The organism is Salipiger marinus (assembly GCF_035481585.1).
Lineage (GTDB): Bacteria > Pseudomonadota > Alphaproteobacteria > Rhodobacterales > Rhodobacteraceae > Salipiger > Salipiger marinus.
Map to the genome: position 1 here is coordinate 1 of NZ_JAYKSL010000018.1, position 25,590 is coordinate 25,590.

General features: G+C 67.4%; 26 protein-coding genes and 1 pseudogene. 9 read left to right on the plus strand and 18 right to left on the minus strand.

Translation table 11 applies throughout. From position 1 onward, the window contains the following. A pseudogene (locus tag VK682_RS19910) lies at nucleotides 1-586 on the minus strand (hypothetical protein); the annotation flags it as partial. A gap of 234 nt (nucleotides 587-820) precedes the next feature. Between VK682_RS19910 and VK682_RS19915 the strand changes: the two are divergent. Next, the gene (locus tag VK682_RS19915; RefSeq protein ID WP_230797422.1) at nucleotides 821-1,288 is read left to right on the plus strand and encodes a GNAT family N-acetyltransferase; all 468 of its coding nucleotides are present in this window, start codon (nucleotides 821-823) and stop codon (nucleotides 1,286-1,288) included. Nucleotides 1,289-2,119: 831 nt separating this feature from the next. Here VK682_RS19915 and VK682_RS19920 read toward each other — a convergent pair. From VK682_RS19920 to VK682_RS19945, 6 genes are all read right to left on the minus strand, one after another. Beyond that, on the minus strand, nucleotides 2,120-2,296 hold the full coding sequence (locus VK682_RS19920; RefSeq protein ID WP_230797423.1) for a hypothetical protein: 177 nt from the start codon (nucleotides 2,294-2,296) through the stop codon (nucleotides 2,120-2,122). Nucleotides 2,297-2,594: 298 nt separating this feature from the next. Further along, complete coding sequence (locus tag VK682_RS19925) at nucleotides 2,595-3,104, minus strand: CarD family transcriptional regulator (RefSeq protein WP_089844262.1); 510 nt, start codon at nucleotides 3,102-3,104, stop codon at nucleotides 2,595-2,597. A gap of 279 nt (nucleotides 3,105-3,383) precedes the next feature. Further along, complete coding sequence (fdxA, locus tag VK682_RS19930; protein WP_089844265.1) at nucleotides 3,384-3,722, minus strand: ferredoxin FdxA; 339 nt, start codon at nucleotides 3,720-3,722, stop codon at nucleotides 3,384-3,386. Between the two features lie 57 nt (nucleotides 3,723-3,779). Then, a complete protein-coding gene (locus tag VK682_RS19935; RefSeq protein ID WP_230797424.1) occupies nucleotides 3,780-4,166 on the minus strand; it encodes an Hsp15 family ribosome-associated heat shock protein in 387 nt (128 codons plus the stop codon). Then, complete coding sequence (locus tag VK682_RS19940; protein WP_324782448.1) at nucleotides 4,167-7,235, minus strand: helicase-related protein; 3,069 nt, start codon at nucleotides 7,233-7,235, stop codon at nucleotides 4,167-4,169. 36 nt (nucleotides 7,236-7,271) lie between these two features. Further along, nucleotides 7,272-7,835, minus strand: a complete 564-nt coding sequence (locus tag VK682_RS19945; protein WP_230797426.1) for a hypothetical protein — start codon at nucleotides 7,833-7,835, stop codon at nucleotides 7,272-7,274. Between the two features lie 63 nt (nucleotides 7,836-7,898). On the opposite strand from VK682_RS19945, the gene VK682_RS19950 reads away from it, so the two are divergent. The 5 genes from VK682_RS19950 to VK682_RS19970 all read left to right on the plus strand — a co-directional run bounded on the left by VK682_RS19950 (nucleotide 7,899) and on the right by VK682_RS19970 (nucleotide 13,822). Next, nucleotides 7,899-8,189 carry an SCP2 sterol-binding domain-containing protein gene (locus tag VK682_RS19950; protein WP_089844269.1) on the plus strand — a complete coding sequence of 97 codons (291 nt, stop codon included), beginning with the start codon at nucleotides 7,899-7,901 and terminating at the stop codon, nucleotides 8,187-8,189. Then, entirely contained in the window at nucleotides 8,189-9,157 is a 969-nt protein-coding gene (locus VK682_RS19955) for an alpha/beta fold hydrolase (RefSeq protein ID WP_089844271.1), read from the plus strand. The genes VK682_RS19950 and VK682_RS19955 overlap by 1 nt, the downstream gene beginning before the upstream one ends. A gap of 36 nt (nucleotides 9,158-9,193) precedes the next feature. Continuing rightward, complete coding sequence (locus tag VK682_RS19960; RefSeq protein ID WP_230797427.1) at nucleotides 9,194-10,207, plus strand: ligase-associated DNA damage response exonuclease; 1,014 nt, start codon at nucleotides 9,194-9,196, stop codon at nucleotides 10,205-10,207. Next, nucleotides 10,204-11,796 (plus strand): ATP-dependent DNA ligase, encoded by a 1,593-nt coding sequence (locus VK682_RS19965; protein ID WP_230797428.1) that lies wholly within the window; start codon nucleotides 10,204-10,206, stop codon nucleotides 11,794-11,796. The genes VK682_RS19960 and VK682_RS19965 overlap by 4 nt, the downstream gene beginning before the upstream one ends. A gap of 208 nt (nucleotides 11,797-12,004) precedes the next feature. Next, on the plus strand, nucleotides 12,005-13,822 hold the full coding sequence (locus tag VK682_RS19970; RefSeq protein WP_375342674.1) for a M3 family oligoendopeptidase: 1,818 nt from the start codon (nucleotides 12,005-12,007) through the stop codon (nucleotides 13,820-13,822). Nucleotides 13,823-13,929: 107 nt separating this feature from the next. Here VK682_RS19970 and VK682_RS19975 read toward each other — a convergent pair whose 3' ends face one another. Next, the gene (locus VK682_RS19975; RefSeq protein ID WP_089844276.1) at nucleotides 13,930-14,199 is read right to left on the minus strand and encodes a DksA/TraR family C4-type zinc finger protein; all 270 of its coding nucleotides are present in this window, start codon (nucleotides 14,197-14,199) and stop codon (nucleotides 13,930-13,932) included. Between the two features lie 118 nt (nucleotides 14,200-14,317). On the opposite strand from VK682_RS19975, the gene VK682_RS19980 reads away from it, so the two are divergent. Then, entirely contained in the window at nucleotides 14,318-14,848 is a 531-nt protein-coding gene (locus VK682_RS19980; protein ID WP_324782449.1) for a glutathione peroxidase, read from the plus strand. A 6-nt stretch (nucleotides 14,849-14,854) separates the two neighbouring features. On the opposite strand, the gene VK682_RS19985 is transcribed toward VK682_RS19980, so the two are convergent. The 7 genes from VK682_RS19985 to VK682_RS20015 form a co-directional block, all read right to left on the minus strand. After that, complete coding sequence (locus VK682_RS19985; RefSeq protein WP_089844280.1) at nucleotides 14,855-15,091, minus strand: HP1242/YdcH family protein; 237 nt, start codon at nucleotides 15,089-15,091, stop codon at nucleotides 14,855-14,857. Between the two features lie 77 nt (nucleotides 15,092-15,168). Further along, complete coding sequence (locus VK682_RS19990; RefSeq protein WP_230797430.1) at nucleotides 15,169-15,834, minus strand: thermonuclease family protein; 666 nt, start codon at nucleotides 15,832-15,834, stop codon at nucleotides 15,169-15,171. A 73-nt stretch (nucleotides 15,835-15,907) separates the two neighbouring features. Continuing rightward, on the minus strand, nucleotides 15,908-17,560 hold the full coding sequence (gene betA, locus VK682_RS19995; RefSeq protein ID WP_324782450.1) for a choline dehydrogenase: 1,653 nt from the start codon (nucleotides 17,558-17,560) through the stop codon (nucleotides 15,908-15,910). Between the two features lie 90 nt (nucleotides 17,561-17,650). After that, nucleotides 17,651-19,105 carry a betaine-aldehyde dehydrogenase gene (betB, locus tag VK682_RS20000; RefSeq protein WP_230797432.1) on the minus strand — a complete coding sequence of 485 codons (1,455 nt, stop codon included), beginning with the start codon at nucleotides 19,103-19,105 and terminating at the stop codon, nucleotides 17,651-17,653. Next, nucleotides 19,102-19,674 (minus strand): transcriptional regulator BetI, encoded by a 573-nt coding sequence (betI, locus tag VK682_RS20005; RefSeq protein WP_089844287.1) that lies wholly within the window; start codon nucleotides 19,672-19,674, stop codon nucleotides 19,102-19,104. The genes betB and betI overlap by 4 nt, the downstream gene beginning before the upstream one ends. Nucleotides 19,675-19,752: 78 nt before the next feature. Next, nucleotides 19,753-19,950 carry a hypothetical protein gene (locus VK682_RS20010; protein WP_230797433.1) on the minus strand — a complete coding sequence of 66 codons (198 nt, stop codon included), beginning with the start codon at nucleotides 19,948-19,950 and terminating at the stop codon, nucleotides 19,753-19,755. A gap of 108 nt (nucleotides 19,951-20,058) precedes the next feature. Next, a complete protein-coding gene (locus tag VK682_RS20015) occupies nucleotides 20,059-20,958 on the minus strand; it encodes a DMT family transporter (protein WP_324782451.1) in 900 nt (299 codons plus the stop codon). A gap of 268 nt (nucleotides 20,959-21,226) precedes the next feature. Between VK682_RS20015 and thrS the strand changes: the two genes are divergently transcribed. Next, nucleotides 21,227-23,173, plus strand: coding sequence for a threonine--tRNA ligase (gene thrS / locus VK682_RS20020; RefSeq protein WP_230797435.1), 1,947 nt, complete (start codon nucleotides 21,227-21,229; stop codon nucleotides 23,171-23,173). A gap of 56 nt (nucleotides 23,174-23,229) precedes the next feature. On the opposite strand, the gene VK682_RS20025 is transcribed toward thrS, so the two are convergent. After that, nucleotides 23,230-23,928, minus strand: a complete 699-nt coding sequence (locus tag VK682_RS20025; RefSeq protein WP_230797436.1) for an SDR family NAD(P)-dependent oxidoreductase — start codon at nucleotides 23,926-23,928, stop codon at nucleotides 23,230-23,232. Next, nucleotides 23,925-24,239, minus strand: coding sequence for an arsenate reductase family protein (locus VK682_RS20030; protein WP_230797437.1), 315 nt, complete (start codon nucleotides 24,237-24,239; stop codon nucleotides 23,925-23,927). The genes VK682_RS20025 and VK682_RS20030 overlap by 4 nt, the downstream gene beginning before the upstream one ends. Before the next feature lie 226 nt (nucleotides 24,240-24,465). Here VK682_RS20030 and VK682_RS20035 point away from each other — a divergent pair, with 226 nt between their 5' ends. Further along, entirely contained in the window at nucleotides 24,466-24,672 is a 207-nt protein-coding gene (locus VK682_RS20035) for a cold-shock protein (RefSeq protein ID WP_089844295.1), read from the plus strand. An 11-nt stretch (nucleotides 24,673-24,683) separates the two neighbouring features. On the opposite strand, the gene VK682_RS20040 is transcribed toward VK682_RS20035, so the two are convergent. Continuing rightward, a complete protein-coding gene (locus VK682_RS20040) occupies nucleotides 24,684-25,589 on the minus strand; it encodes a LysR family transcriptional regulator (RefSeq protein WP_230797438.1) in 906 nt (301 codons plus the stop codon). Nucleotide 25,590: the final 1 nt, after the last annotated feature.

Sequence of the window (25,590 nt, forward strand, 5' to 3'; positions counted from 1 at the left end):
CCCCGGGCGTGGTCATGGCATCGGCCACCGCATCCGACAGCACGAAGCGCATCTGGCGCCGCCCGCCCTCGAGGCGCTCTTCGGTCTTCACGTCAACGCCCCGCCCGGACTGGTCGATGAAGGTAATCTGCGGCATCTGCGGCAGCATCGCCGCCCCCACAGGTCCAACAGCCCCGCCCTGGGCAAACGCCGCCAGCGGCGGCATGCCGCCCGCATTGATCGCCTCCAGCAGCGCCCGATGCCGCGCGGTGGCATTGGCATTGACCACAAACTCGCCGGAGCTGAGCCAGCTCAGCCCCTTGTCGGCCCGGCTGCCGCCGGGAAAGTATTGCATCCCGCCATCGGCATTGGCCGGGATCGCGCCCGCACCAGCCCCTGCCGGGGCCGCTGGACTGCCCGGCGCGATGGCGCTGAAGAGCATCCCCAAGAGCCCGCCCTCGCCGCCGCCCAGCAGCCCCGCCAGCGGGCCTTCGCCCAGCAGGAGCGCCTTCATCGCGGCATCATAGATGGCATCACCCAGCCGGGAGATGGCGGCGGCGGCCTCGTCGCCGCCCCGGGCCAGCCCGGTGATCGCGTCAAAGCCCACCGAGCGGAAGGCGTCACAACCGCAGCGAAATGGCGCTCTGTCCGCGCCGCTGTCGCTCGTCCAGGGCGCAGCGAAAGACTGGTTTGCGCCGTGGCAGGCAGCCCGTAGCCCTGATCTGGGCGCGATGGCCTTGATGCTCCCGCCGGTTGACTAGGGCGGGCCGTCTGTGTCAGACGCGCGGCTTTCATGAAGCACCCGGCGCGCTGGCCCCGGGCCCAGCCGAAGGAAGGATCCATGGCACTCACTCTGCGTCGCAATCGCGACCGCGATCTGGCGCCCTTGGCAGAAATGCTGACGGACGCGGAAATACCCTTGCTCAATCCCAATGCAAAAGTGCCCTTCGATGAGGTGGAATGGCATCGCAAGTGGCTTGGAGACAGTGAGGATGTCTCCTTCTACCTGCAGGATGCTACCGGACGGGACGTCGGGTTCTTCGCCCTGCGGGAGGGTATTGGGCCGGAAGTGCGGCACCTCACCTATGTCTATCTCGCCGAAGAGGCGCGCGGCGGGGCTGCCGCGGAACTGACGGAGCGGGTGGAGCAGGCGGCGCGGGATCTCGACGCGCTGATCCTGACCTTGAAGGTGGATCTCGACAACGCGCCCGCCTTCAATGCCTATGTATCGGCAGGCTACGAGGAGCTGTCCCGTCGCCACGGCATGGCTACGATGCGGCTGGATCTGGAGAAGCGGTTCGCCACATGACCAGTGCGATCTGGCGGGGTCTGCCGGGACGCTGCGAGTGGCCGCAAGCTCTGCCTCGCCGACATTGGGGCCGAATGGCGTGAAGTGCCGCGCGCGTGCCCTCTCCTTGATCACCAGCGCGGACAACCACGCAGCCAAGACAGCGCAGGCCTTCCGGCGTAAAATTGGGGGCCACTCGAGCAGGCCTTCGCAACAGGCGCGTGGCAGCTCATGGGCCTGTTTTATTTGCCTATCCGCCATGTGGGACAGAGGCGCATAAGTGGGTGATCCCCGGCCCACTTCCGAATGCGCCCACGAGGCCGAAATTGCGCCGTAAAGTGCATTAAAACAGGCGTTTTAGGTAGGTTTCACAAAGCTATATCGGGTTTTATCCCTCCGGCTGCGGGACGCCGCAAATAATGTGCCCCGCCGGCCTTCGTAAGGCGGTTTCGGCTGCGACTGCAAAACACGCCCTCCAGCCCGCGCGCCGCACAACCCTCTGGCATTATTACCATTCTGGCATCTTCCGAGCGCCACTGCCGTCACTGCAAGAATAGATGTCACTCTGCCCGGGCCTTCGGGACCGACCAGATCGGCGCTGAACCCGAGGATGTCAGCGGGCTACGGCCAGAGCACCCTGCGCGGCTCCGGCAAAGGCGGTGCTGTCATCGGTCGCCCACGTCCACCTAAGTCCAGTCCCCGGCCGCGGTGCCGAAGGCGCTGCAGTGCCCGGCATTGGCGACCGTGGAACTGGTCTGCGGATCGGGATGGCTGCCGGTATCCTCGGGGCTGAGCTCGGGCTGGCAGATCGCCTCCGGCGCCAGCGCCCCCCGCTTGGGCGCAGAAGGCTGGCTAAAAAGGGGCCCGGTCCAGTTCGGCCAGCCGGTTGGCCACGGCGCCGGAGGCGGCGAGCCCGGTGCTGAGGGCGAGTACGGGGAGCATTTCCAGCGTGCCGCCGTCATGCGCCAGCAAGTCCTCGGCGCCGGCGAGGCTGGTAAGGTCGATGGGTCTGACGCCATTGTCGGGCATGGGCGTATCCTCAGAAGACAAGAGCCCGACGGTGGCGCCGGAAACAGTGTCACCATTGCGCGGCGCGAGGCGGTATTTGGCCGGGCCTGCGGGGGCGCAGGCGGGCGGGCTCCAAGATCCTCGGCTAGGGACCGGCGCTGCCATGCCTTGCCGGAGCCGCGCCGCCGAGATCCATGCAGCGGCGCTGCAGCGGGGAAAAGCCCGGGCGGTCAGGCACGGGCGCAGGCGCGCAGGAAAACACGAAAAACGGCCGCACCCGGAGGTGCGGCCGTTTTTGAACTTGCCGTCAGGCGGGGGATCAGGCGGCGCGCAGGCCCAGCACCTCGTCGACCTGCCGGGCGGCGGCCACTTCGTCGCCACCGGAAACGGCGGCCACTTCGCGGGTCAGCCGTTCCAGCGCGGCTTCGTAAAGCTGACGCTCGGAATAGGACTGCTCGCGCTGGTCATCGGCGCGGTGCAGGTCGCGCACCACTTCGGCGATGGCGATCAGGTCGCCGGAATTGATCTTTTGCTCATATTCCTGCGCGCGGCGCGACCACATGGCCCGCTTGACCTTGGCCTTGCCCTTGAGCGTCTTCATGGCCTGATTGACCACATCTGGCGTCGACAGCGACCGCATGCCGATCTCGCTCGCCTTGTGCGTGGGCACACGCAGCGTCATCTTGTCCTTCTCGAAGGAGATCACGAACAGTTCCAGCGTGATGCCGGCGATTTCCTGCTCTTCGATGGACATGATCTGACCCACGCCATGCGCGGGGTAGACCACATAGTCATTCGGGCGGAATTCGTTCTTCTTGGTCTTGGTCATCCAACAGCGTCCTTAGCAGCCAAACCCTGCACGCGGGCGACAGAAAAGACGGACGGATATGCAAAGCATCCCGTTCGCCTGAAGATCAGCGTCCTCTTGCTCATGCTCCGGGAATTGACCCGTGCGTGCCTGTGCTTGGTTTCAACATGAGTGCCCCTGAACATAGCACAAAAAGCACGCCCTTCCTAGGACTCTGCCGTTTGGGCAAACATGCCTTTTGTTCCAAGGGCTTGGAGAGATTTTTTTACCTGCGGCGCGCAGGCCGCGGCGAATCGCTGATCAGCCGCCCTCGCCCGGCGCTTCGGAGAAATACTTCTCCAGCTTGCCGGCTTCGCCGTCGCGCTCCTCGGCCTCGGGCAGCTGGTCCTTCTTGGTGACCAGCACCGGCCACATCTCGGAATACTTGCGGTTGAACTCCACCCATTTTTCCATGTCCGGCTCGGTGTCGGGCCGGATCGCATCGGCGGGGCATTCGGGTTCGCAGACGCCGCAGTCAATGCACTCGTCGGGATGGATCACCAGCATGTTCTCGCCCTCGTAGAAACAGTCCACGGGGCAGACTTCCACGCAGTCTGTGTATTTGCAGGCGATGCAATTGTCGGTGACGACATAGGTCATGGGCTTGGCATTCCGCTTGGGCAGGAGATCGGTGATTCCCTAGACCAGCGGCCGGGATCATTCAAGCACATCCCGGCTGCGGTCCAGCATGCGCCGGTCACGTTTTGTGGGGCGGCCCCCGCCATCATAGCGGGGAGCCTGTGCCTGTGGCGGATCAGCCTGTGGCGGGGCCAGATCCTCGTAAAGCGCCTGCGCCTCGGGGGCGGGACCGCGCCTGTCGCCAAGCGCCGCGATGCGGATCACCCGCACCGCGCGCGCCTGAGTGAAGGTCAGCACATCCCCCGGCCCCACCGCGAAGGCGGGCTTGGAGACGCTGGTGCCATTGACCCGCAGCCCGCCCGACACGGCCTTGGCGGCAAGGCTCCGCGTCTTGAAGAAGCGGGCCTGCCACAGCCATTTGTCGATCCGCAGCTTCAGCGGCGGGCTGTCGGGGTCAGCGGCCACTCAGGACTTGCTCTTGAACCCCATCAGCGCGGCGGCGAAGGGGTTGTCGGGATCGATGCGGTCCTTCTTCTCGGGCCGCGATTCAAAGGTCTTGGGGCCGCTGTCGGGACGCGGACCCTTGCCGCCGCCCTTGGGGCCACCCTTGCCGCGACCGCCCTGACCGGGCTTGCCGCCGCCTTTCGGGCCACCCTTGCCCCGGCGCTCGCCGCCGCCTGCACCCTCGGCGCCTGCACCTGCACCTGCGTCACGGTCGCGCGGCGCGCGCCGCGATCCGCCTTCGCGGGGTTCGCGGGCCTGACCGCCGTCGCGCGGCTCGCGGGCACCCTGACCTTGGCCCTGACGTCCGCCGCGCGCACCCCGGGTGCCGCCCCAGGTGAAGGTGTAGAAGGCTTCCATCTCCGGACCGGCCAGCGCCTCGTCGGGGGCGGTGCCGGGCAGGATTTCCTCTTCGGGGGTCTCGGCGATGTGATCGCTGACCTCTTCGCCCTGAGCGTCCTCCGCCACGGGCGCGACACCCTCGTCCTCCAGCTCGATGGCTTCGGGCACCGCATCGGCGGCGGCGGGCATGTCGGCGGGATCGGCCATGGCGGCGGGCGTGGCTTCCAACTCGCGCGCGGCATCAAAGACCGGCTGCTCCTCGGCGGGTTCCGCCTCGGGCTCGCTGGTTTCGGTCACCACGCGGTCGGCGGCACGGACCTTGCTCCGCTCGCCCTTTTCGGCGCGGTAGCCCATGCCCTGCATCAGATCGGCGAACTGGTCCAGCGTCATGCCGGTGATCGACAGCATGTCGGGCTTGGCTTCGAACCCGCCCCGGCTGTCCTCGCCGCGCAGCATGTCGGCCAGACGTTCCAGCATGTCGATGCGGATCGCGCGCTCGCCCGCCGGACGGTAGCCTGCCAGCGTGTAATGCTGCATCGGCACGTCGCGGATATTGGGCACGGTCACCAGCCCCGGCGGCGGCGCCTCGGGGAAATGATCCAGCCCGTTGGCCAGCGACCACAGCACCAGCCGCAGCCGGGTCGGCGCGGGCTTCAGCAGCAGCGGCATGAAGATGGTATACTGGCCGAACCGGACACCGTGCTTGCGCAGCGCGCCCCGGCTGTCCTGATCCAGCTGCTTGACGTCCTCGGCGACCTGCGAACGGGGAATGATCCCCATCGTCTCGACCAGCCGGAAGGCAAAGCCGCGCGCCAGACCGGCCAGAGCCTCGTCGCGCTGGATGGCCAGCAGCGGCTCGAACAGGGCCGCGATCTTGCGGTCGATGAAATGCTGCAGGCGGCGTTCCACCTTCTGCGCCACATCATGCCCGGCCTCTTCGTCGACAAAGACCGAGATTCGCGGCTTCAGCGGGTCATCACCCTTGACCAGCTTGCCCACCGCCTGAGCGCCCCACATGAGGCCCCCCTGCTCGGTGAAGTCGATCTCGGTGTCGGGGGCGTTATAGAACCGGTCCGCCCGCAGGTGGAAATGCGGCGCCAAAGCCTGCAGCGACGCGGTTTTCAGCGTCTTTGCCTCCTGCCCCGTCGCGCCGGCATCCTGCCGGAAGCGGAAGCCCTCAAGCCGACCGACGAATTCGCCTTCGACGGTCACTTCTCCGTTGTCGTTCACCTCGGCCAAGAGGGTCTCCTTCTGCTTCAACCGGCGCAGCAGCACAGAGGTGCGCCGGTCTACAAATCTTTGCGTCAAACGCGCGTGGAGCGCGTCAGACAGGGAATCTTCTACCGCGCGGGTCGCCTCGCGCCAATGGCTTTCATCGTCGACCCAGTTCCGCCGCTGCGCCACATAGGTCCAGGTGCGGATATAGGCCAGCCGTTTCGACAACGCATCAATGTCCCCATCGGTTCTGTCGATGCGCTGCACCTGCTGCGCGATAAACTCCCGAGGGATGCTGCCGCGTTCGTGCAGATGCCCGTAGATAACCGACAACAGCCCAGAATGTTCGCCATGACTTATGCCGCGAAAATCGGGAATGCGGCAGACATCCCAAAGCAGCTGCACCGCCTGCGGGCTGGAGGCGCGGGCGCGCACCTCGGCCTGCGCCGTCAGCGATTTCAGCGCCATCAGGTCATCGGCCTCGCGCGCTTTCACCAGCGTCGGATCCTCGGGCGACATCTCCAGCGACTCGATCAGTTTTTCCGGGGTGCCAAAGGACAGTTTTGCGTTGCGCCAGTTGAGCTTGCGGAGCGGAGTGAAACTATGGGCGGTGATCGCCTCCACCCAGTCGTCGGGGATCTGCCCCGCCTCGCCGGTGGTGCCGAAGGTGCCGTCGCGCATCCCCCGCCCGGCCCGGCCCGCGATCTGCGCCAGTTCGTTCGGCATCAATTCGCGCATCCGGCGGCCATCGAACTTGGTCAGCGAGGAAAACGCCACATGGTCGATGTCGAGGTTGAGCCCCATGCCGATGGCATCGGTGGCGACCAGATAATCGACCTCGCCATTCTGATAAAGCTCCACCTGCGCGTTGCGGGTGCGCGGGCTGAGCGCGCCCATGACCACGGCGGCGCCGCCCTTGGTGCGGCGGATCAGTTCGGCGATGGCATAGACATTGTCCACCGAAAACCCGACGATGGCGCTGCGCGGCGGCATCCGGCTGATTTTTTTCGATCCCAGATAGCTGAGCTGGCTCATCCGCTCGCGGCGCAGGAATTCCACCCCCGGCACCAGTGCCGAAATCGGCCCGCGCATGGTGTCGGCGCCCAGAAACAGCGTCTCGTGCAGGCCGCGCATCCGCAGCAGCCGGTCGGTGAAAACGTGGCCACGCTCGGGATCGGCGCAAAGCTGGATCTCGTCGATGGCGACAAAATCGCAGCCCATGCCCTCGGGCATCGCCTCAACCGTGCAAATCCAGTATTGCGCGCGCGGCGGCACGATGCGCTCTTCGCCGGTGACCAGCGCCGCCACCGAAGGCCCCCGGGCCTTGACCACCTTGTCATACACCTCGCGGGCAAGCAGCCGCAGCGGCAGCCCGATCATGCCGGTCCTGTGACCCAGCATCCGGTCGATGGCGTAATGGGTCTTGCCTGTATTGGTCGGGCCAAGAACGGCCGCGATCCGTGCGCGTTGGGCCATGAAGCCGCCTTGTTCTCCGGCCCGGATCCCGAAGGATCAGAGCGCCGTGCCCCGCACCTCGGTTTCGAGCCGCTGCATTGCCTCGGTGACGGTCTCGTCATGAGGCCTCAGGTCCAATACCTGCGAGTAGGCCCGATAGGCAAGGCCTGTATCACCCAGCTGTTCGTAGATGGCGGCGACGCCCTGCAGCGCGCCAAAATGATCGGGGTTCAGCGCCAGCGTGTGTTCCAGCGCGTCCATGGACGGGCCCAGCATCTCGGCGCTGTAATAGGCCAGCGCCAGTTCCGCCCAGCCCTCGGCAAAGCCGGGCGCGTGGTCGGTGAGGGCGGTCAGATGTTCGATGGCGGCTGCGGTATCCTGCACCTCCAGCGCGTCGCGGCCCCGCTTCAGCAGCAGGTCCATGGCGGCGGATCCGGATTTGGACCATTCCAGCCGCAGCTCTTTTTCCAGCCGCTCCGCCTGCGCGGCATCGGGGGCCGCGCGCAGGTCCGCCAGCAGGTCGGCGGCGCGGTCGGCCAGCGCTGCGCCGGGTATGGAATACATGACCAGCGCGGCGGTGGCCGCGATGATAGATTTGTATTTGGCGTGTGTCCTGCTCATACAGGGAAGTGTAACCCAGCCCTGCTGGAAAGCCAGCACAGGATTTCGTGAGGAGACCCCGGAATGAGCGCAACATTGCAGGCGGCCGTGGCCGCGCTGAACACCAAGCTGGACGGCGCGGGATTCGATGGCGTGGCCAAGTTCGTCATCGAGGACGAGGGCAGCATCCTTGTCGACCAGAACGGCGCGCGGCAGGAGGATGCCCCCGCAGACGTGACGCTGTCGGCGGATGCCGAAACCTTCCGCGCCATTCTGGAGGGGGATCTGAACCCCACCGCCGCCTTCATGGGCGGCAGGCTCAGCATCGATGGCGACATGGGTGCGGCCATGCGTCTGGCGGGCGTGCTGTCCTGATGCTGCTCGCGGCCCCTTTCCATGCGGAGCTTGCGGAAGGCCCCGAAGGGGCTTGCGCCTTCTGGATCAAGGCCGAGGACAACCTGCGGCTGCGCATTGCCCAGTATCCCGGCCCGGTCGAGGCCACAGGCACCGTGCTGCTGTTTCCGGGCCGCACCGAATATGTCGAAAAATATGGCCGGGTGGCGGCGGAATTTGCCCGCCACGGCTTTCACACCCTGACCATCGACTGGCGCGGACAGGGGCTGGCCGACCGGATGCTGGACGATCCGCGCACCGGGCATGTGCATCTTTTTGCCGATTACCAGAAAGACGTGGCGGCGCTGGTGAAGGCGGCAGAGGCGCTGGACCTGCCGCGACCGTTCTTCCTGCTGGGGCATTCCATGGGCGGCTGCATCGGGCTGCGCGCGCTGATGAACGGTGCCCCGGTGGCCGCCGCTGGCTTCACCGGGCCGATGTGGGGCATCCGCTTTACCGGGCCGGTGCGGCAGGCGGCATGGGCGCTCAGCTGGTCGGGGGCGCGCATGGGGCTGGGCCATGCCTATGCCCCCTCCACCGGGCCGGGCAGCTATGTCGCGCAGGCGGCGTTTGCGGGCAACCTTCTGACCACCGACCGCGGCGGCTGGGACTACATGCGCCGTCAGGTCGAGGCGATCCCGGAGCTGCAGCTTGGCGGGCCCTCGCTGCGCTGGCTGCACGAGGCGCTGGCGGAATGCCTTGCCCTGTCGCGCCTGCCCTCGCCGGATCTGCCCTGTCTGACCTTCATGGGATCAAATGAACGCATCGTCGACGTGCCCCGCATCCGCGCCCGTATGGCGCGCTGGCCGCGCGGACGGCTGGAACTGGTGCAGGGCGGCGAACACGAAGTGCTGATGGAGGATGCGGTGACCCGGGGCCGCATCGTGGCGCAGCTGGCGCAGGTGTTCACCGCCGCCGCCGCAGGCGCCGAGGACATGCGCCGCGCCTGATCTTTCCCGGCCCCGCCCGCGTGCTAGAACAGGCGCATGACGGATCCTGTGCTACGCTTCACCGAACGCGGCATGTATTGCCCTGCCGCCGATGCCTATGTCGATCCGTGGCGCCCGGTGCCCCGGGCCATCATCACCCATGCCCATTCCGACCATGCCCGCCCCGGCATGGGATCGTATCTGTGCACGCCGCTGACCGCAGCGCTGGTGCGGCACCGGCTGGGCGACGTGCCGGTGCAGGCGCTGCCCTATGGCACGCCGCTGCGCATGGGCGCGGCCACGGTCAGCTTTCATCCCGCAGGCCATGTGCCCGGCTCGGCGCAGGTCCGGCTGGAGGTGGCGGGACAGGTCTGGGTGGTGTCCGGCGATTACAAGCTGGAAGCCGATGGCGTGTCGGAGCCCTTCGAACCGGTGCGCTGCCACGGCTTTGTCACCGAATGCACCTTTGGCCTGCCGGTCTTCCGCTGGGATCCGCAGGCGCAGGTCGCAGCCGAACTGAACCGCTGGTGGGCGGCGAACGCCGCAGCGGACCGGGTGTCGATCCTTGGCGCCTACAGTCTGGGCAAGGCACAGCGGCTGATCGCCATGCTGGACCCGTCCATCGGGCCGGTGCTGACCCATGGCGCGGTCGAGGGCACCAATGCGGTGCTGCGCGGGCTCGGCGCCTTTGCCCCCGCGACCGAACAGATCACGCCGGAATTTGACCGCGCCCGCGCCCGGGGTGCCATGGTCGTGGCGCCACCCGCCGCGCTTGGCAGCGCATGGGCCCGCCGTCTGGGCCCGGGATCGGAGGCCTTTGCCTCGGGCTGGATGCGGCTGCGTGGCATCCGGCGCAGGCGCGGCGCGGAGCGCGGCTTTGTCATCTCGGATCATGCCGACTGGGACGCGCTTTTGCGCTCCGTGGCAGAGACGGGGGCGGAAAAGATATTTCCGACGCATGGTTACACCGAAATCTTCGCGCGCCACCTGAAGGCCGAAGGTTATGATGCCACCCCGGTTCCCACCGAATTCGGCGGCGATGACGAGGCGGAAGCGGAGGCGGGCGCATGAAGGAATTTGCGCAGCTTTTCACCCGGCTCGACCAGACCACCAAGACCAGCGTCAAGACCGAGGCGCTGGCGCAGTTCTTCCGCGAGGCACCCGAAACCGACCGGCTCTGGGCCGTGGCGCTGTTTTCGGGCCGCAGGCCCAAGCGCGCGGTGACCACCACCGACCTGCGGCTCTGGGCCGCCGAGGAGGCAGGCATCCCGCTCTGGCTTTTTGAGGAAGCCTATCCCATCGTGGGCGATCTGGCCGAAACCATCAGCCTTGTGCTGCCCCCCGCCCCGAATCCGCAGGAGCAGTCGCTGACGCAATGGATCCTCGAGCTGCGCACCATCGCCCGCGCCGCCCCCGAGCAGCGCCGCGCCGGGGTGCTGGCGGCTTGGGCGCGGCAGGGCACCACGGAGCGGTTCCTGTTCAACAAGCTCATCACCGGCGGCTTTCGCATCGGCGTCAGCCGCAAGCTGATGACCCGCGCGCTGGCACAGGCGACGGGGCGCGACGAGGCGGCGCTGGCGCTGCGGCTGATGGGCACATGGGATCCCGAAGCCACCACTTGGGCCGCGCTGACCGCCGAGGAGGATGCGGACAGCGATGCCAGCCGCCCCTACCCGTTCTGCCTTGCCTCGCCGCTGGAGGATCCGCCCGAGTCGCTGGGCGATCTGTCCGACTGGCTGGCGGAATGGAAATGGGACGGCATCCGCGGCCAGCTGCTGCTGCGCGGCGGCACCCATCATCTGTGGTCACGCGGCGAGGATCTGATCACCGACAGCTTTCCCGAACTGGCGCGGGCGGCGGATTTCCTACCGCAGGGCACGGTGATCGATGGCGAGATCCTCGTCTGGGGCAACGGCGCGCCCCAGCCCTTTGCCGCGCTGCAGGCGCGTCTGGGGCGCAAGACCGTGCCGAAAAAGCTGCTGGCCGAGGCGCCGGTGCGGCTCGTGGCCTATGATCTGCTGGAAGACGGCGGAGAGGATCTGCGCGCCGCCCCCTTGTCCCATCGGCGGGCGCGGCTGGCGGCGCTGCTCGACGGGCTGCCCGATGAGGCGGGGGTCGACCTGTCGCCCGCCGTCACCGCCCCGGACTGGGCGGCGCTGGCGCGGCTGCGGTCCGAGGCGCGGGAGCGGCGCGCCGAGGGGCTGATGCTGAAACGGCTTGCCTCGCCCTATCGCGACGGGCGGCGGCGCGGCGACTGGTGGAAATGGAAGCTGGATCCGCTCAGCGTCGATGCGGTGATGATCTATGCCCAGCAGGGCCACGGGCGGCGGGCCAACCTGTTCACCGATTTCACCTTTGCCGTGCGCGATGGCGAGGCGCTGGTGCCCTTCACCAAGGCCTATTCCGGGCTGACCGATGCCGAATTTGCCGAGATCACCACATGGGTGCGCCGCCACACGCAGGCGCGGTTCGGCCCGGTGCGGCAGGTCACGCCCGATCTGGTCTTCGAGATCGCCTTCGAGGGGATTCAGGCCAGCCCCCGCCACAAATCCGGCATCGCGCTGCGCTTTCCCCGCATGGCCCGCTGGCGCCGCGACAAGCCCGCCTCCGAGGTCGACACGCTGGAGGGGCTGCGGGCGCTGCTGGCGCGCTATGGCTGAGGGGGGCGGGAGATAGAAAAGCGCGCTGCCTGCTGCCTGCCACGGGCGGGCTAAGAGAAACAGGAGGGGGCTCTGCCCCCGCCCCCTGCGGGGGCTCCCCCGGGATATTTGTGCCAAGAAGAAGCCGCAGCCGGGGCGCGCGGCGCTTTGGCCTTGAACACCGGGGGATGCGGCCCTTACCTGTGGGGCCAGACAGTCAAGGAGAGACATGATGACGCCCGATCGGCTTTTCGACGCAACCGCCGCCGCTGGTGGCCGGGATCTGGGCGATCTGCCCGAATGGGATCTGACCGACCTTTACCCCGCCCCCGACGCGCCCGAGCTGAAGCGCGATCTGGACTGGCTGGAGGAGGCCTGCGCGCGGTTTGCCGAGGATTACGAGGGCAAGCTGGGCGATCTGGACGCGGCGGGCTTTCTGGAGATGATCCGCCGCCACGAGCGTATCGAGGCCGTGGGCGGGCGGCTGATGTCCTATGCGGGCCTGCGCTATTACCAGCTGACGCTGGATGCGGAGCGGGCGAAGTTCCTGTCCGACTGTCAGGAAAAGCTCACGCGCTTCACCACGCCGCTGGTGTTCTTCACGCTGGAGCTGAACCGGCTGGAGGATGCGTTTCTGGACGGGCTCTTTGCCGCCGATCCCGAGCTTGGCCGCTACAAGCCTGCCTTCGACCGCATCCGCGCCATGAAGCCGCATCAGCTTTCCGACGAGATGGAGCATTTCCTGCATGACATGGGCGTGGTCGGCGATGCGTGGGAGCGGCTTTTTGACGAGACCATCTCCGGGCTGAGCTTCGAGATCGACGGCGAGGAGATGGGGCTGGAATCCACCCTGAACCTGCTGACCGAACAGGACCGCAGCAAGCGCGAGGCGGCGGCGCGGGAACTGGCCCGGGTCTTTGGCCGCAACATCCGCACCTTTGCCCGCGTGCACAACACGCAGGCCAAGGAGAAGGAGGTGATGGACCGCTGGCGCAAGATGCCCACCGCGCAATCCGCCCGGCATCTGGCCAATGACGTGGAGCCCGAGGTGGTGCAGGCGCTGCGCGATGCGGTGGTGGCCGCCTATCCGCGGCTGTCGCACCGCTATTACGAGCTGAAGCGCAAATGGCTGGGGCTGGACCGGATGCAGGTCTGGGACCGCAACGCGCCGCTGCCCATGGAAAGCACCCGCATCGTGGGCTGGGACGAGGCCGAGCGCATGGTGATGGAGGCCTATGCCGGGTTCGATCCGCGCATGGCCGAGATCGCCGAGCCGTTTTTCCGCAAGGGCTGGATCGATGCCGCCGCCAAGCCCGGCAAGGCGCCCGGGGCCTTTGCCCATCCCACCGTCACCGAGGTGCATCCCTATGTGCTGCTGAACTATCTCGGCAAGCCGCGCGACGTGATGACGCTGGCCCATGAGCTGGGTCATGGCGTGCATCAGGTGCTGGCGGCGGGACAGGGCGAGATGCTGGCCTCCACCCCGCTGACACTGGCCGAGACCGCGTCGGTCTTTGGCGAGATGCTGACCTTCCGCGCGCTGCTGGACCGGGCCAAGGATCAGGCCGAACGCAAGGTGCTGCTGGCGGGCAAGGTCGAGGACATGATCAACACGGTCGTGCGCCAGATCGCCTTTTACGATTTCGAATGCAAGCTGCACGAGGCGCGGCGCGGCGGCGAGCTGACCCCCGAGGACATCAACGCGCTGTGGATGTCGGTGCAGGCGGAAAGCCTTGGCGGTGCCTTCGACTTCATGGAGGGCTACGAGACCTTCTGGGCCTATGTGCCGCATTTTGTGCACTCACCCTTCTATGTCTATGCCTATGCCTTTGGCGACGGGCTGGTGAACGCGCTTTACGCCGCCTATCAGGAGGCGCCGGAGGGCTTTCAGGACAAGTATTTCGACATGCTGAAGGCGGGCGGGTCGAAGCACCACAAGGCGCTGCTGGCGCCCTTTGGTCTGGATGCCACGGATCCGAAATTCTGGGACAAGGGCCTGTCGATGATCGAAGGCTTCATCGACGAGCTGGAGGCGATGGAGGACTGATCCCCGGCCATCGGGCTTTCTGGCCGGGGGCGGGATGCCTCCGGCGGGAGTTTATCCGGCAAGATGAAGGGGCGGGCGCGGTGCGGCTGCCCCTGTTGGTTTGTGTGCTACTTCAGCTGGCTGTCCTTGGAGCCGCGGCGGTTGAAGCCCGCGCGGGTCTGGGGTGTGCGGTCGCGCTCCTGCTGGCAGTCGAGGCAGAGCTTGACCCCCGGCAGGGCGGCGCGGCGCGCCTCGGGGATCGGGTCTTCGCATTCGGCGCAATGGCTGCGGCTTTCGCCCACCGGCGCGCGCCGCGCCTTGAGCCGCGCCAGTTCGTCGCGGATCGAATCCTCGATCTGGTCATTTACCGCGCCGTCGCGCGTCCAGCCTCCGGCCATGCGTCACCTCCGATCCTGTCAAGATAGCGGCGCCGCGCGCCGGGTCCAGAGGCTTTGCGCGCCTCGGGCTTGACTTTGCGCCGTCAAGCCTAGGTCACGGAAAAAGGAGGCCCCTGTGATGCGTGCGATTTTTCTTGGTCTTGGACTTCTTGCCGCCCTGCCCGCCCTTCTGGCTGCCGCCGAGCCGCAGCAGGGCTTCGTGTTTGACAGCATCGATGGCGGGGTGCTGGCGCTGGACGAATGGCGCGGCCAGCCGGTGCTGGTGGTCAACACCGCCTCGCGCTGCGGCTTCGCGCCACAATATGACGGGATGCAGGAGATCTATGACCGTTACCGCGACCGCGGGCTGGTGGTTCTGGCGGTGCCGTCGAATGATTTCCGGCAGGAGCTGGGCAGCGAGGCGGCGGTCAAGGAATACTGCGAGCTGAACTTCGACCTTGACCTGCCGATGACCACGATCACGCCGGTGACCGGCGCGGGCGCACATCCGTTTTACCTGTGGCTGCAGGACGAGGCGGAATTTGCGCCCTCGTGGAATTTCAACAAGGTGCTGATCGGGCCGGAGGGCGACTTTGTCGCGACTTGGGGATCGACCACGCGCCCGACCTCTGCCCCGATCCGGCGCGCGATCGAACCCCTGCTGGACTGATCCGGCTCAGCCGCGCAGAGCGGCGCGGATCTGGTCCTTCAGCAGGGCGCGGCTGCGGCGCAGTTCGCTTTCGGCGTGATCTGCCATCGGGGCCACGAGGGTTTCGGCGCGGTGCACTTCGCGGTTGATGTCGTGGTACCGCTCCACCAGCTGGGCGAAATGCCGGTCCTGCTGTTTCAGCACCGAAATGCGGTCGGCCTGACCGGGGAAGTCTTCGTGCAGGTCATGCGGCACATGCGACATGGGCTATCCTCCTTGGATCTGTCCCGGGCAGTATCGCCGCGATGCCAAGGCCGCGCCTTGATCTGGCGCAAGCCGGATCAGCGGCGCGCCTTGCGCCAGCCTGCCGCCCGCGCCTCGGCTTCGGTGCAGAACCAGCGTTCGCCCTTGGCGGTGCTGATCTGGGTCGCGCCGTAATGCTCCTGTCCGGGGGCGTGGAAGATGCGTTCGCCCTTGCGGGAGATGTTGCCCTTGATCGCGCAGTCCTCGGGCGCCCCGGCGCTGTTGGCGACGGCCTGCGCCTGCCGCATTCCGGCGCGATAGTCCGACGGGCGGTCGATCTCTTCGCGATGCAGGCCGCGCAGGGCCACGACCGCGCGCTTTTCATCCAGATCATAATCCATGGAATAGCGGCGGAAGGCGAAGGCCAGCCCGTCCGAGACCAGGGTCCGGCCCAGATCGGCGCCGTCCACGTCGCAGCGGGCCAGCGTGCGGCCATAGCCATCCTGCCCCAGCGCGGTGCAGCGGGCGGCGCGGCCCTCATAGCGGGCGCGCACTTCCTGGGTGACCCATGCGCCGCAGGACCAGACCTGCGCCGTGCCCTCGCCGCAGAGCTGCGCCTGTTCGGGCGCGTCCACGCCATGCAGGCGCACGCGGGTGCCGCCGATATCGAAGGTGTCGCCGTCGATCACATGGATCGGGCCACGGGGATCCGCTGCCAGCGGTGTGGCCAGCAGCGCGAGAAGAAGGGAACAAATGCGGATCATGGCCGCATCTTGCAGCCCGCCGGGGCGGGATCAACCGGATTCGTTAACCTTCGTTAAGATTTCCGCGGCAGGCTCAGCGCTGCGCCGTCTGCCATTCGGGATGGATCCATGGCTGCACGTCTTCGGCGGGCAGGCTGCGGCACAGGATGTGATCGGCGACCTTTTCGCCCACCATGATCGAGGGCGCGTTGAGATTGCCATTGGTGATGCGCGGAAAGATCGAACTGTCGACCACCCGCAGCGCGTCCACGCCGATGACCCGCGCCTCCGGATCGACCACCGCCATGGGATCCTCCGGCGCGCCCATGCGGCAGGTGCCGCAGGGGTGATAGGCGCTTTCCACATGCTCGCGCAGGAAACCGTCCAGCTCTGCATCCGACTGCAGCGCGGCGCCGGGCTGGATCTCGGCCCCGGCAAAGGGGGCGAAAGCGGGCTGGGCAAAGATCTCGCGCGTGAGGCGGATGCAGGTGCGGAAATCCTCCCAGTCCTGCGGATCGCTCATGTAGTTGAAAAGGATGCGCGGGGCCGCTTCGGGATCGCCGCTGGCAAGGCTGATGGCCCCGCGCGAGGCGGAGCGCATCGGACCCACATGCGCCTGAAAGCCGTGGCCTTCGGCGGCGGCCTGCCCGTCATAGCGCACGGCGATCGGCAGGAAATGGAACTGGATGTCGGGATAGTCCACCCCGGCGCGCGACCGGATGAAGCCCGCGCTTTCGAACTGGTTCGAGGCGCCCAGCCCCTTGCGGGTGAAGAGCCACTGCGCCCCCACCAGCGCCTTGCCCCAGAGATTCCAGTAGGAATAGAGGCTTACCGGCTGCTTGGCCGCCATCTGCAGATAGATCTCCAGATGGTCCTGCAGATTCTGCCCGACGCCGGGACGGTCCACCAGCGGCGTGATGCCATGCTGCGCCAGATGGGCGGCAGGGCCGATGCCCGACAGCATCAGGAGCTTCGGCGAATTGATCGAGGAGGCCGACAGGATCACCTCGCGCCGCGCCTCCACCACCTCGATGGCGCCACCGCGCAGGATTTCCACCCCGGTGGCGCGGCCCCCGGTCATCACCACGCGCCGGGCAAAGCCGCGCACCAGCCGCGCGCCCAGCTTCTGCGCGGGCCGCAGATAGGCATTGGCCGCCGACCAGCGCCGCCCGCGCCAGACCGTCATGTCATAGGGGCCGAAGCCTTCCTGCTGGGGGCCGTTGTAATCGGGGGTCAGCGGATAACCCGCCTGCCCGCCCGCCTCGACAAAGGCGCGGGTCAGCGGGTTCTGCCGCCCGCCCCGGGTGACATGCAGCGGGCCGCTGTCGCCGCGCCACGCGGCGTCGCCGCCATGGCCGCCATCGTGCCAGTGCTCCATCCGCTTGAAATAGGGCAGCACCTCGGCATAGCTCCAGCCCTGCGCGCCCATCTCGGCCCATGTGTCATAGTCGCGGGCATGGCCGCGCACATAGACCATGCCATTGATGGAGGAACTGCCGCCCACCACCTTGCCGCGCGGGGTGGCCAGACGGCGCCCGCCCAGATGCGGCTCCGGTTCAGAGCGGAAGCCCCAGTCATAGCGCGGCATATTCATGGGAAAGCTCAGCGCGCCGGGCATCTGGATGAAGGGCCCGGCATCGCTGCCGCCATGTTCCAGCACGATGACGCTGCGCCCGGCTTCGGCCAGCCGGAAGGCAAGCGCGCAGCCGGCGGAACCGGCGCCCACGATGACGTAATCGGCCTGCATGGCGGTCTCCTGTGACGGGGATGCGCCGGTGGCGGGGTCGGACGCCTCCGGCGGGAGTTTATCTGGCAAGATGAAAGGGCGGGGGTTCGGTCAGTACGGTGCCTCGACCGGGCCCATGCGCACGAAGACGGATTTCAGCTGCGAATAATGCTCGATCGCGGCGCGGGCGTTTTCGCGGCCCACGCCCGAGGCCTTGGTGCCGCCAAAGGGCACCTCGACCGGGGCGTCGTTATAGGAATTGATGAAGCAGGTGCCCGCCTGCAGCCGCGCGATGACGCGATGCGCGCGGGTCAGATCGCGGGTGAAGACCCCGGCGGAAAGGCCGAATTCCGTGGCATTGGCGCGGGCCAGCACCTCCTCCTCGCTGTCGAAATCGAGCACGGACATGACCGGGCCGAACACCTCGTCGCGGGCCACTTCCATGTCATCCGTGACATCGGCAAAGACGGTGGGCGCCACAAAGAAGCCGGGGCGGTCGGGGATGGTGCCGCCGCAGACCAGCCGCGCACCTTCCGCCTGCGCACGGGTGATGAAGCCCATCACCTTGTCGCGCTGTGCGGCGCTGACCAGCGGGCCAAAATTCGTGGCCTCGTCCAGCGGATCGCCCATCACCACGCCCGCCAGCCGCTCGGTGAGGCGCGCAAGGAAAGCCTCGCGCAGCGCGCGGTGCACGAAGACGCGGGTGCCGTTGGAGCAGACCTGCCCCGAGGAGTAGAAATTGCCAAGGATGGCACCCCCCACCGCATCGTCGAGATCGGCATCCTCGAACACGATCAGCGGCGACTTGCCGCCCAGTTCCATGGTCACATGTTTCATGCCCGCAGCAGCGGCGGCATAGACCCGCGCGCCGGTGGGCACCGAGCCGGTGAGCGAGACCTTGGCCACGCGCGGATCGCTGACCAGCGCCGCGCCGACCGCGCCCCGTCCCTGCACCACGTTGAAAAGCCCGGCAGGGGCCCCCGCCTCCACAAGGATCTCGGCGATCTGCAGCGCGCAGAGCGGGGTTTCCTCGGAGGGTTTGAACACCATGGCATTGCCGCAGGCCAGCGCCGGTGCGGCTTTCCAGCAGGCGATCTGGGTGGGGTAGTTCCACGCGCCGATGCCGACGCAGACGCCGAGCGGTTCGCGGATCGTATAGGCCCAGTTGGCGCCCAGCGGGATATGCTCCCCGGTCAGGTTGGCGGCGAGCCCGCCAAAATATTCCAGCGCATCGGCGGCGGAGCTGGCATCGGCCACCAGCGTTTCCTGCAGCGGCTTGCCGGTGTCGAGCGTTTCCAGTTCCGACAGCGCGCGGTTGCGGGCGCGGATCAGGTCGGCGGCGCGGCGCAGCACCCTGCCCCGTTCGGCGCCGCTGCGCTGGGCCCAGTCGGCCTGCGCGCGGGTGGCGGCGGCCAGCGCCGCGTCGATCACGGCGGGCGTCGCCTCGTGCAGATGCGCGATCTCGGCGCCGGTGGCGGGGTGGATCACGGCGAGCGCCGCGCCCGCGGCATCTTCCAGCCATGCGCCATCGACAAAATGGCTGGCCTGCGGTTGCGGGTTGATCATGATCTGTCCTTTGTCAAAAGCGCATGGGCCGCGCGGTGCACCTCTGCCGCCGCCTCTCCGACGCCCTGCCCGGCGAGCGCGGCGCGCAGATAGACCCCGTCGATCAGCGCGCCGATCATCCGGGCATGGCCGACAGGATCGGGGCTGCGCCCGCGCAGGGCATGGGTCAGGTTGGACTGCAGGCGGCGCTGGTAGATGGTCAGCAGCCGCGCCGCATCGGGGTCGCGCTGCGCCAGAACGTAGAAATTGAGCCATGCCGAAACGGTGGCGGGCTGAAAGCAGCTTTCGGCGAAATTGGCGGCGATCAGCGCCTCCAGCCGGGCGCCCTGTGGCGCCTGATGCAGGGCGCTGCGCACCTCGGCGGAATAATCGGCAAGGATCTGGCGCATGGCGGCCAGAAAGATCTGCGCCTTGCCGCCGAAATAGTGGTGCGCCAGCGCGGGCGACATGCCCGCCCGCCGCGCGATCTGGCCCACGGTCACATCCAGCGTGCCGCGTGCGCCGACCTCGGCCACGGTGGCCGCCACCAGCGCCGCGCGGCGCATCGGTTCCTGTGCTGGTCTGGGCATGGCATCCTCCGGGGCTTCGCGCGCAGGATGCGACAAGTTGATTGACTGGTCAATCAACAAAAACGGGAGCGCCGCGCCTCAGGCCTGAATCGTGCCCAGAACCGTCTTCGGCGGCAGGCGCGCCACCTCGACGCCCCGGTCGGTGCGGCGCAGGCTGTAGCCGTAGCCGCGCATCCGGAACCGCCATTCCGCCTCGGACAGCGTCTTGCGCCGCTCGCTCAGCAGGAAGGCGGTGACCTCTTCAAGCGACTCGGTCAGGTGATTTTCTGCGAACATGTCCATTCTCCGGTGCAGGTGACTGAACGTCAGGCTGCCGCCGGAATGAGGCACAAATGCGCAGGGCGCGGGGCGATTTCGCAGAAGGAAACGGTCTGTTTCGTGGCGTCAGAGCTTGGTTTCGGGCCCCGAGGGCGTGACGCGGCGTTTCAGCACCGCCTCGCGCCATGTGATGAACAGTACCGAGCCGATGATGACCAGCCCGCCCGCCACCACGAAGGGATCGGCGGGTTCGGCAAAGAAAATCGCCCCCACCAGCACCGACCAGACCAGCTGCAGGAAGGTGACCGGCTGCGTCACCGTCACCGGGGCGGCGGCAAAGGCCAGCGTCATGGCGTAATGCCCGCCGGTGGCGAAACAGGCGACACCGAAGAGCACCGCCAGATCGGACCATGTGGGCGTGACCCAGACCGCGGCGGCGAATGGCGCAAGGCCGATGGTGACCGAGACCGACAGCAGCGCCACCACCGCCGCGGGCGACAGCTCGTCGGTGATGATCTTGGCGATGAGATAGGAGACCGAGAACAGCAGCGCCGTGGCCAGCATGGCGAAATGGCCGGGATCAAGCTCGCGGAAGCCCGGGCGCAGGATCAGCAGCGCGCCGCCAAGCGCCGCGACGATGGCGAGGATGCGGCGGATCGCCAGCCGTTCCTGCAGCACGAAGACGGCGAGGATCGTGACATAGACCGGGGTGAGGTAGTTCATCGCCGTGACTTCGGCCATGGGGATGCGCGACATGGCGAAGAACCAGCAGATCACGCCGATGGTATGGGTGATGCCGCGCAGCGCCGAGAGCCGCCATTGCCGCGGAGTGAGGCGCATGCCGCGGATCGACCGCCACATGGGCACCAGAAACACCAGCCCCAGCAGATAGCGCAGGAAGGCGGATTCCGCCGCGGGCACCCGCCCGGCCAGAAGTTTGACAAGCGCCGTGACCCCCACGAAGCAGAGCCCGGTGACGATCATCCAGAAAATGCCCCGCGCGGGCTGGAAGCTTTGGTCGGTCATGCCTCCTTGGTAGACTGCCTGTCGGCAGAGGCAAGCCCAAGCGTGCTCCGGGCATGGGTTTGCGCCCGGACGCGGCGGGGCAGCGCCCGGCGGCGCGGTGGCAGGGGGCGCTGCCCCCGGCGCCTGCGGCGCCTCCCCCGGGATATTTGGGGTCAGAAGAAGGGCGCATGGCTTGACAGGCAGCGGGGGCGGCGCGACAAGGCGCGCACACATATCAACCCGCAACCGGGCGTTCCGTGGGCGCCAGACCGACGAGGAGAATTGGCCGATGGCCCAGATTTCCCTGACATTTCCCGATGGATCCCAGCGCGAGTTCCCGCGCGGCGTGACCGCTGCCGAGGTGGCGTCCTCGATCTCCAAGAGCCTTGCGAAAAAGGCGATCTCGGCCAGCGTCGATGGCGCGCACTGGGATCTGGCCTGGCCGCTGGAGAGCGATGCCTCCATTGCCATCCACACCATGGCCGATGACGCGCCCGCGCTGGAACTGATCCGCCATGACTTTGCCCATGTCATGGCGCGCGCCGTGCAGGAGATCTGGCCCGACACCAAGGTGACCATCGGGCCGGTGACCGAAAAGGGCTGGTTCTACGATTTCGACCGGGCCGAGCCGTTCACGCCCGAGGATCTGGGCCGCATCGAGGCGAAGATGAAAGAGATCATCAACGCCCGCGAGCCGGTCCGCACCGAGATCTGGGACCGCGAGCGCGCCCGCCAGCATTACATCGACGCGGGCGAGCCGTTCAAGGTGGAGCTGCTGGACCGCATCCCCGAAGGCGCGCCGATCCGCATGTACTGGCATGGCGACTGGCAGGATCTGTGCCGGGGCCCGCATCTGCAGACCACCGGGCAGCTGCCCGCCGATGCCTTCAAGCTGATGGGCGTCTCGGGCGCCTACTGGTTCGGCGATGTCAGCCGCCCCATGCTGCAGCGCGTCACCGGCGTCGCCTTCCGCAACCGCGAGGATCTGAAGGCGCATCTGACCTTCCTCGAGGAGGCCGCCAAGCGCGACCACCGCAAGCTTGGCCGCGAGATGGATCTGTTCCACATGCAGGAAGAGGCGCCGGGGCAGATTTTCTGGCATCCCAACGGCTGGACCATCTACACCACGCTGCAGGATTACATGCGCCGCCAGCAGCGCCGCGACGGCTATGTCGAGGTGAACACGCCGCAGGTGGTGAACCGCAAGCTCTGGGAAGCTTCGGGGCATTGGGAGAATTACCGCGAGAACATGTTCATCGTCGAGGTTGACGAGGATGGCGCCCGCGACAAGGTCATCAATGCGCTGAAGCCGATGAACTGCCCCTGCCACGTGCAGATCTTCAATGTCGGGCTGAAATCCTATCGCGACCTGCCGCTGCGCATGGCGGAATTCGGATCCTGCGCGCGCTATGAACCTTCGGGTGCGCTGCATGGCATCATGCGGGTGCGCGGCTTTACGCAGGATGATGCGCATATCTTCTGCACGCTCGACCAGATCGAGGCGGAATCCACCAAGTTCATCGAGTTTCTGGCCAAGATCTATGCCGATCTGGGCTTCGAGCGGTGGCGGGTGAAGCTGTCGACCCGGCCGGAAAAGCGCGTGGGCTCGGACGAGATCTGGGACCGGATGGAGGCGGCGCTGGCCAATGCCTGCACCGCGGCGGGGTATGAGTATGAGCTGTTCCCCGGCGAGGGCGCCTTCTATGCGCCGAAGCTGGAATTCGTGCTGACCGATGCCATCGGGCGCGACTGGCAGTGCGGCACGCTGCAGCTTGACCCCAACCTGCCCGAGCGGCTGGACGCGAGCTATGTCGGCGAGGATGGCGCCAAGCACACGCCCTTCATGCTGCACCGCGCCTGTCTGGGCTCGTTCGAGCGTTTCATCGGCATCCTGATAGAAAACCACGCGGGCCGTCTGCCGCTGTGGCTGGCGCCGCGTCAGGTGGTGGTGGCCTCCATCACCTCCGAAGCCGATGGCTATGTGGCCGAGGTGGTGGCGGCGCTGCAGAAGGCCGGGCTGCGGGCCGAGGCCGACACGCGCAACGAAAAGATCAACTACAAGGTCCGCGAGCATTCGGTGGGCAAGGTGCCGGTGATCCTTGCCGTCGGCCATCGCGAGGTGGAGGAGCGCACCGTCAGCCTGCGTCGCCTTGGCGAAAAGGACACGCGGGTGGTGGCGCTGGAGACGGTTCTGGCTGATCTGGCGGCAGAGGCCACGCCCCCCGACCTGCGCTGAGCCGCGCCTGTTTCTGCAGAAGGCCCCGGAGCGGTTCCGGGGCCTTTTTGCTGGGGTCAGAGCCGGTAGCCGCCGGAGACGGTCAGCACTTCGCCGGTGATGAAGGAGGCCGCGTCGGAGGCGAGAAAGCGCACGGCGCGGGCCACGTCCTGCGGCCTGCCCAGCCGTCCCAGCGCGGTCTCGGCCAGAAAGGCCTGCTGCAGATCCGCCGGGCGCGGGGTTTCGGGCGTGGTGATGGCGCCGGGGGCCACGGCATTGACCCGGATGCCACGTGGCCCCAGTTCCTTGGCCATGGCGCGGGTCCAGAGGTTGAGCGCGGCCTTGCTGGCCCCGTAAAGCGCCGCCCCGCGGGGCGGCAGCACCGCATTGACCGAGGAGATGCTGACGATGGCCGCGCCCGGCGCCAGATGCGGCAGCGCGGCGGCGAGCAGCGCTGCGGGCGCCAGCAGGTTGACCGCCAGCAGCCCCTGCCCCGCCTCGGCATCGGCGCTCTCGACCGGGCTGGGGCTGATCTGGCCCGCATTGTTCACGATCACGTCGAGCCTGCCGAAGCGCGCCAGCACCTCGGCCACCACGCGCGCCACGCTGTCGGGATCCGCCAGATCGGCCCTGATCGCCAGCGCGGCGCCGGAATCGGGCGGGGTGCTGCGCCATGTCACCGCCACCGCATGATCGGCGGCAAATTCGGCGGCGATGGCGTGGCCGATGCCGCGCGTGCCGCCGGTGACCAGCACCACCCGTCCCGGCGCGGTCATGCCCCCAGCGCCGCCTGCACCGATTTGTCCCAGCCCAGATACATCTCCTCCCCGGCGACGATCAGCGGGCGTTTCATCAGCGTCGGCTCATCCGCCAGCAGCGCCAGCGGATCGCGGGCGCGCGCCTCTTCTGAAAGACCGCGCCAAGTGGTGCTGCGCGTGTTGACCAGCGCCTGACCAAAGCGCGCGAAGGCCGCCGCCAGCACCGGCGCGGGCACGCCTTGGGCGCGCACGTCGATGAACTCCGCCGTTGGCAACGCCTTCAATGCCTTGCGGCAGGTGTCACAGGTTTTTAGTCCGTAAAGCTGCATCCGCAGTCTCCTTGCATCTTCCTCCGCCGTTTTAGGGCGGAATGCCGCAGGCGCGAAGTGTTTCGCTTGATTTTTACAGGCGCCGTGCAACTCTGGCAGGGTGATCTTCCACGGATCGGACCCGGACGGCCAAGGCGCCGGCCCACAGCCCCTCCGCACAGGAAGGTGACAGGGTGCCCGCTCCGGCGGGCGAGACGCAGGAAAGACTTGAAGGAGCACGGGACAGATGCCGAGCGGCACCGTGAAATGGTTCAACACCACCAAAGGTTACGGCTTTATCGCCCCGGAAGAGGGCGGCAAGGACGTATTCGTGCATATCTCTGCCGTGGAACGCTCCGGGCTGACCGGGCTCGCGGACAACCAGAAGGTCAGCTATGACCTGAAAGAAGGGCGCGACGGACGGATGATGGCCTCGGACATCCGGCCGCTGTAACAACTGCCGCCTCAGCGCGCCTGCAGCCGCCGGGCCTCCTGCCCGGCGAGCCGGATCAGATCGCGCATGAACGGCTTGTCCAGATCGCCGCTGCGGCTGGCGGCGTAAAGCCCGCGGGTGAGCCCGGTCGCGGTCAGTGGCCGGGTGACGTAATCGGAATTGTATTTGACCTCCCGCACCACCCAGTCGGGCAGCACGGCCACGCCCCGGTTCGAGGCGACCAGCAGCAGGATCACCGCGGTCAGTTCCACCTGACGGATCGCCGCCGGTTCCACCTTGGCGGGGGTCAGAAGCTGCGAGAACACGTCAAGCCGGGCGCGGTCCACCGGATAGGTGATCAGCGTCTCGCCGCGGAAATCCTGCGCCTCGATATAGGGTCTGGCTGCCAGCGGATGTGCTGCGGCGGCCACGAAGACCGGGCTGTAGTCAAAAAGCGGCGTGAAGGTGACCCCGTCCAGATCCTCCGGATCGGAGGAAATGACCACATCCACATCCTCCTTGACCAGCGCGGGCAGCGCGTCGAAGGCAAGGCCGGGCCGGATGTCCACATCCACGTCGGGCCAGCTTTTGCGGAAAGCCTCCAGCACCGGGAACAGCCATTCGAAACAGGCGTGGCATTCGATGGCGATGTGCAGCCGCCCCGAGGATCCCTTGCGCAGACCGTCGAATTCCGCCAGCGCCGCCTCGACCTGCGGCAGCACCTGTTCGGCCAGCCGCAGCAGGCGCAGCCCCGCCGCCGACAGGCGCATGGGCTTGGCGCGGCGCACGAACAGCTCCACCCCGGCCTGATCCTCCAGCCCCTTGATCTGGTGCGACAGCGCCGATTGCGTTATGTTCAGCGTTTCCGCCGCGCGCGCGAGCCCGCCCGCATCATGGATGGCCTTGATGGTGCGCAGATGGCGGAACTCGATATGCATC

What these genes read in the sequence shown, in the direction of transcription:
- VK682_RS19975 (WP_089844276.1), bottom strand. Translation starts at nt 14,199, where the DNA reads ATGGCCGGAGGCTGGACGCGCGACGGCGCGGTAAATGACCAGATCGAG.
- VK682_RS19960 (WP_230797427.1), top strand. Translation starts at nt 9,194, where the DNA reads ATGACGGATCCTGTGCTACGCTTCACCGAACGCGGCATGTATTGCCCT.
- VK682_RS19990 (WP_230797430.1), bottom strand. Translation starts at nt 15,834, where the DNA reads ATGATCCGCATTTGTTCCCTTCTTCTCGCGCTGCTGGCCACACCGCTG.
- fdxA (WP_089844265.1), bottom strand. Translation starts at nt 3,722, where the DNA reads ATGACCTATGTCGTCACCGACAATTGCATCGCCTGCAAATACACAGAC.
- VK682_RS19945 (WP_230797426.1), bottom strand. Translation starts at nt 7,835, where the DNA reads ATGAGCAGGACACACGCCAAATACAAATCTATCATCGCGGCCACCGCC.
- VK682_RS19970 (WP_375342674.1), top strand. Translation starts at nt 12,005, where the DNA reads ATGATGACGCCCGATCGGCTTTTCGACGCAACCGCCGCCGCTGGTGGC.
- VK682_RS19950 (WP_089844269.1), top strand. Translation starts at nt 7,899, where the DNA reads ATGAGCGCAACATTGCAGGCGGCCGTGGCCGCGCTGAACACCAAGCTG.
- betB (WP_230797432.1), bottom strand. Translation starts at nt 19,105, where the DNA reads ATGATCAACCCGCAACCGCAGGCCAGCCATTTTGTCGATGGCGCATGG.
- VK682_RS19925 (WP_089844262.1), bottom strand. Translation starts at nt 3,104, where the DNA reads ATGACCAAGACCAAGAAGAACGAATTCCGCCCGAATGACTATGTGGTC.
- VK682_RS19980 (WP_324782449.1), top strand. Translation starts at nt 14,318, where the DNA reads ATGCGTGCGATTTTTCTTGGTCTTGGACTTCTTGCCGCCCTGCCCGCC.
- VK682_RS19940 (WP_324782448.1), bottom strand. Translation starts at nt 7,235, where the DNA reads ATGGCCCAACGCGCACGGATCGCGGCCGTTCTTGGCCCGACCAATACA.
- VK682_RS20010 (WP_230797433.1), bottom strand. Translation starts at nt 19,950, where the DNA reads ATGTTCGCAGAAAATCACCTGACCGAGTCGCTTGAAGAGGTCACCGCC.
- VK682_RS19965 (WP_230797428.1), top strand. Translation starts at nt 10,204, where the DNA reads ATGAAGGAATTTGCGCAGCTTTTCACCCGGCTCGACCAGACCACCAAG.
- VK682_RS20035 (WP_089844295.1), top strand. Translation starts at nt 24,466, where the DNA reads ATGCCGAGCGGCACCGTGAAATGGTTCAACACCACCAAAGGTTACGGC.
- betI (WP_089844287.1), bottom strand. Translation starts at nt 19,674, where the DNA reads ATGCCCAGACCAGCACAGGAACCGATGCGCCGCGCGGCGCTGGTGGCG.
- VK682_RS19985 (WP_089844280.1), bottom strand. Translation starts at nt 15,091, where the DNA reads ATGTCGCATGTGCCGCATGACCTGCACGAAGACTTCCCCGGTCAGGCC.
- VK682_RS19915 (WP_230797422.1), top strand. Translation starts at nt 821, where the DNA reads ATGGCACTCACTCTGCGTCGCAATCGCGACCGCGATCTGGCGCCCTTG.
- VK682_RS20030 (WP_230797437.1), bottom strand. Translation starts at nt 24,239, where the DNA reads ATGCAGCTTTACGGACTAAAAACCTGTGACACCTGCCGCAAGGCATTG.
- betA (WP_324782450.1), bottom strand. Translation starts at nt 17,560, where the DNA reads ATGCAGGCCGATTACGTCATCGTGGGCGCCGGTTCCGCCGGCTGCGCG.
- VK682_RS19955 (WP_089844271.1), top strand. Translation starts at nt 8,189, where the DNA reads ATGCTGCTCGCGGCCCCTTTCCATGCGGAGCTTGCGGAAGGCCCCGAA.
- VK682_RS19920 (WP_230797423.1), bottom strand. Translation starts at nt 2,296, where the DNA reads ATGCCCGACAATGGCGTCAGACCCATCGACCTTACCAGCCTCGCCGGC.
- thrS (WP_230797435.1), top strand. Translation starts at nt 21,227, where the DNA reads ATGGCCCAGATTTCCCTGACATTTCCCGATGGATCCCAGCGCGAGTTC.
- VK682_RS20040 (WP_230797438.1), bottom strand. Translation starts at nt 25,589, where the DNA reads ATGCATATCGAGTTCCGCCATCTGCGCACCATCAAGGCCATCCATGAT.
- VK682_RS20015 (WP_324782451.1), bottom strand. Translation starts at nt 20,958, where the DNA reads ATGACCGACCAAAGCTTCCAGCCCGCGCGGGGCATTTTCTGGATGATC.
- VK682_RS20025 (WP_230797436.1), bottom strand. Translation starts at nt 23,928, where the DNA reads ATGACCGCGCCGGGACGGGTGGTGCTGGTCACCGGCGGCACGCGCGGC.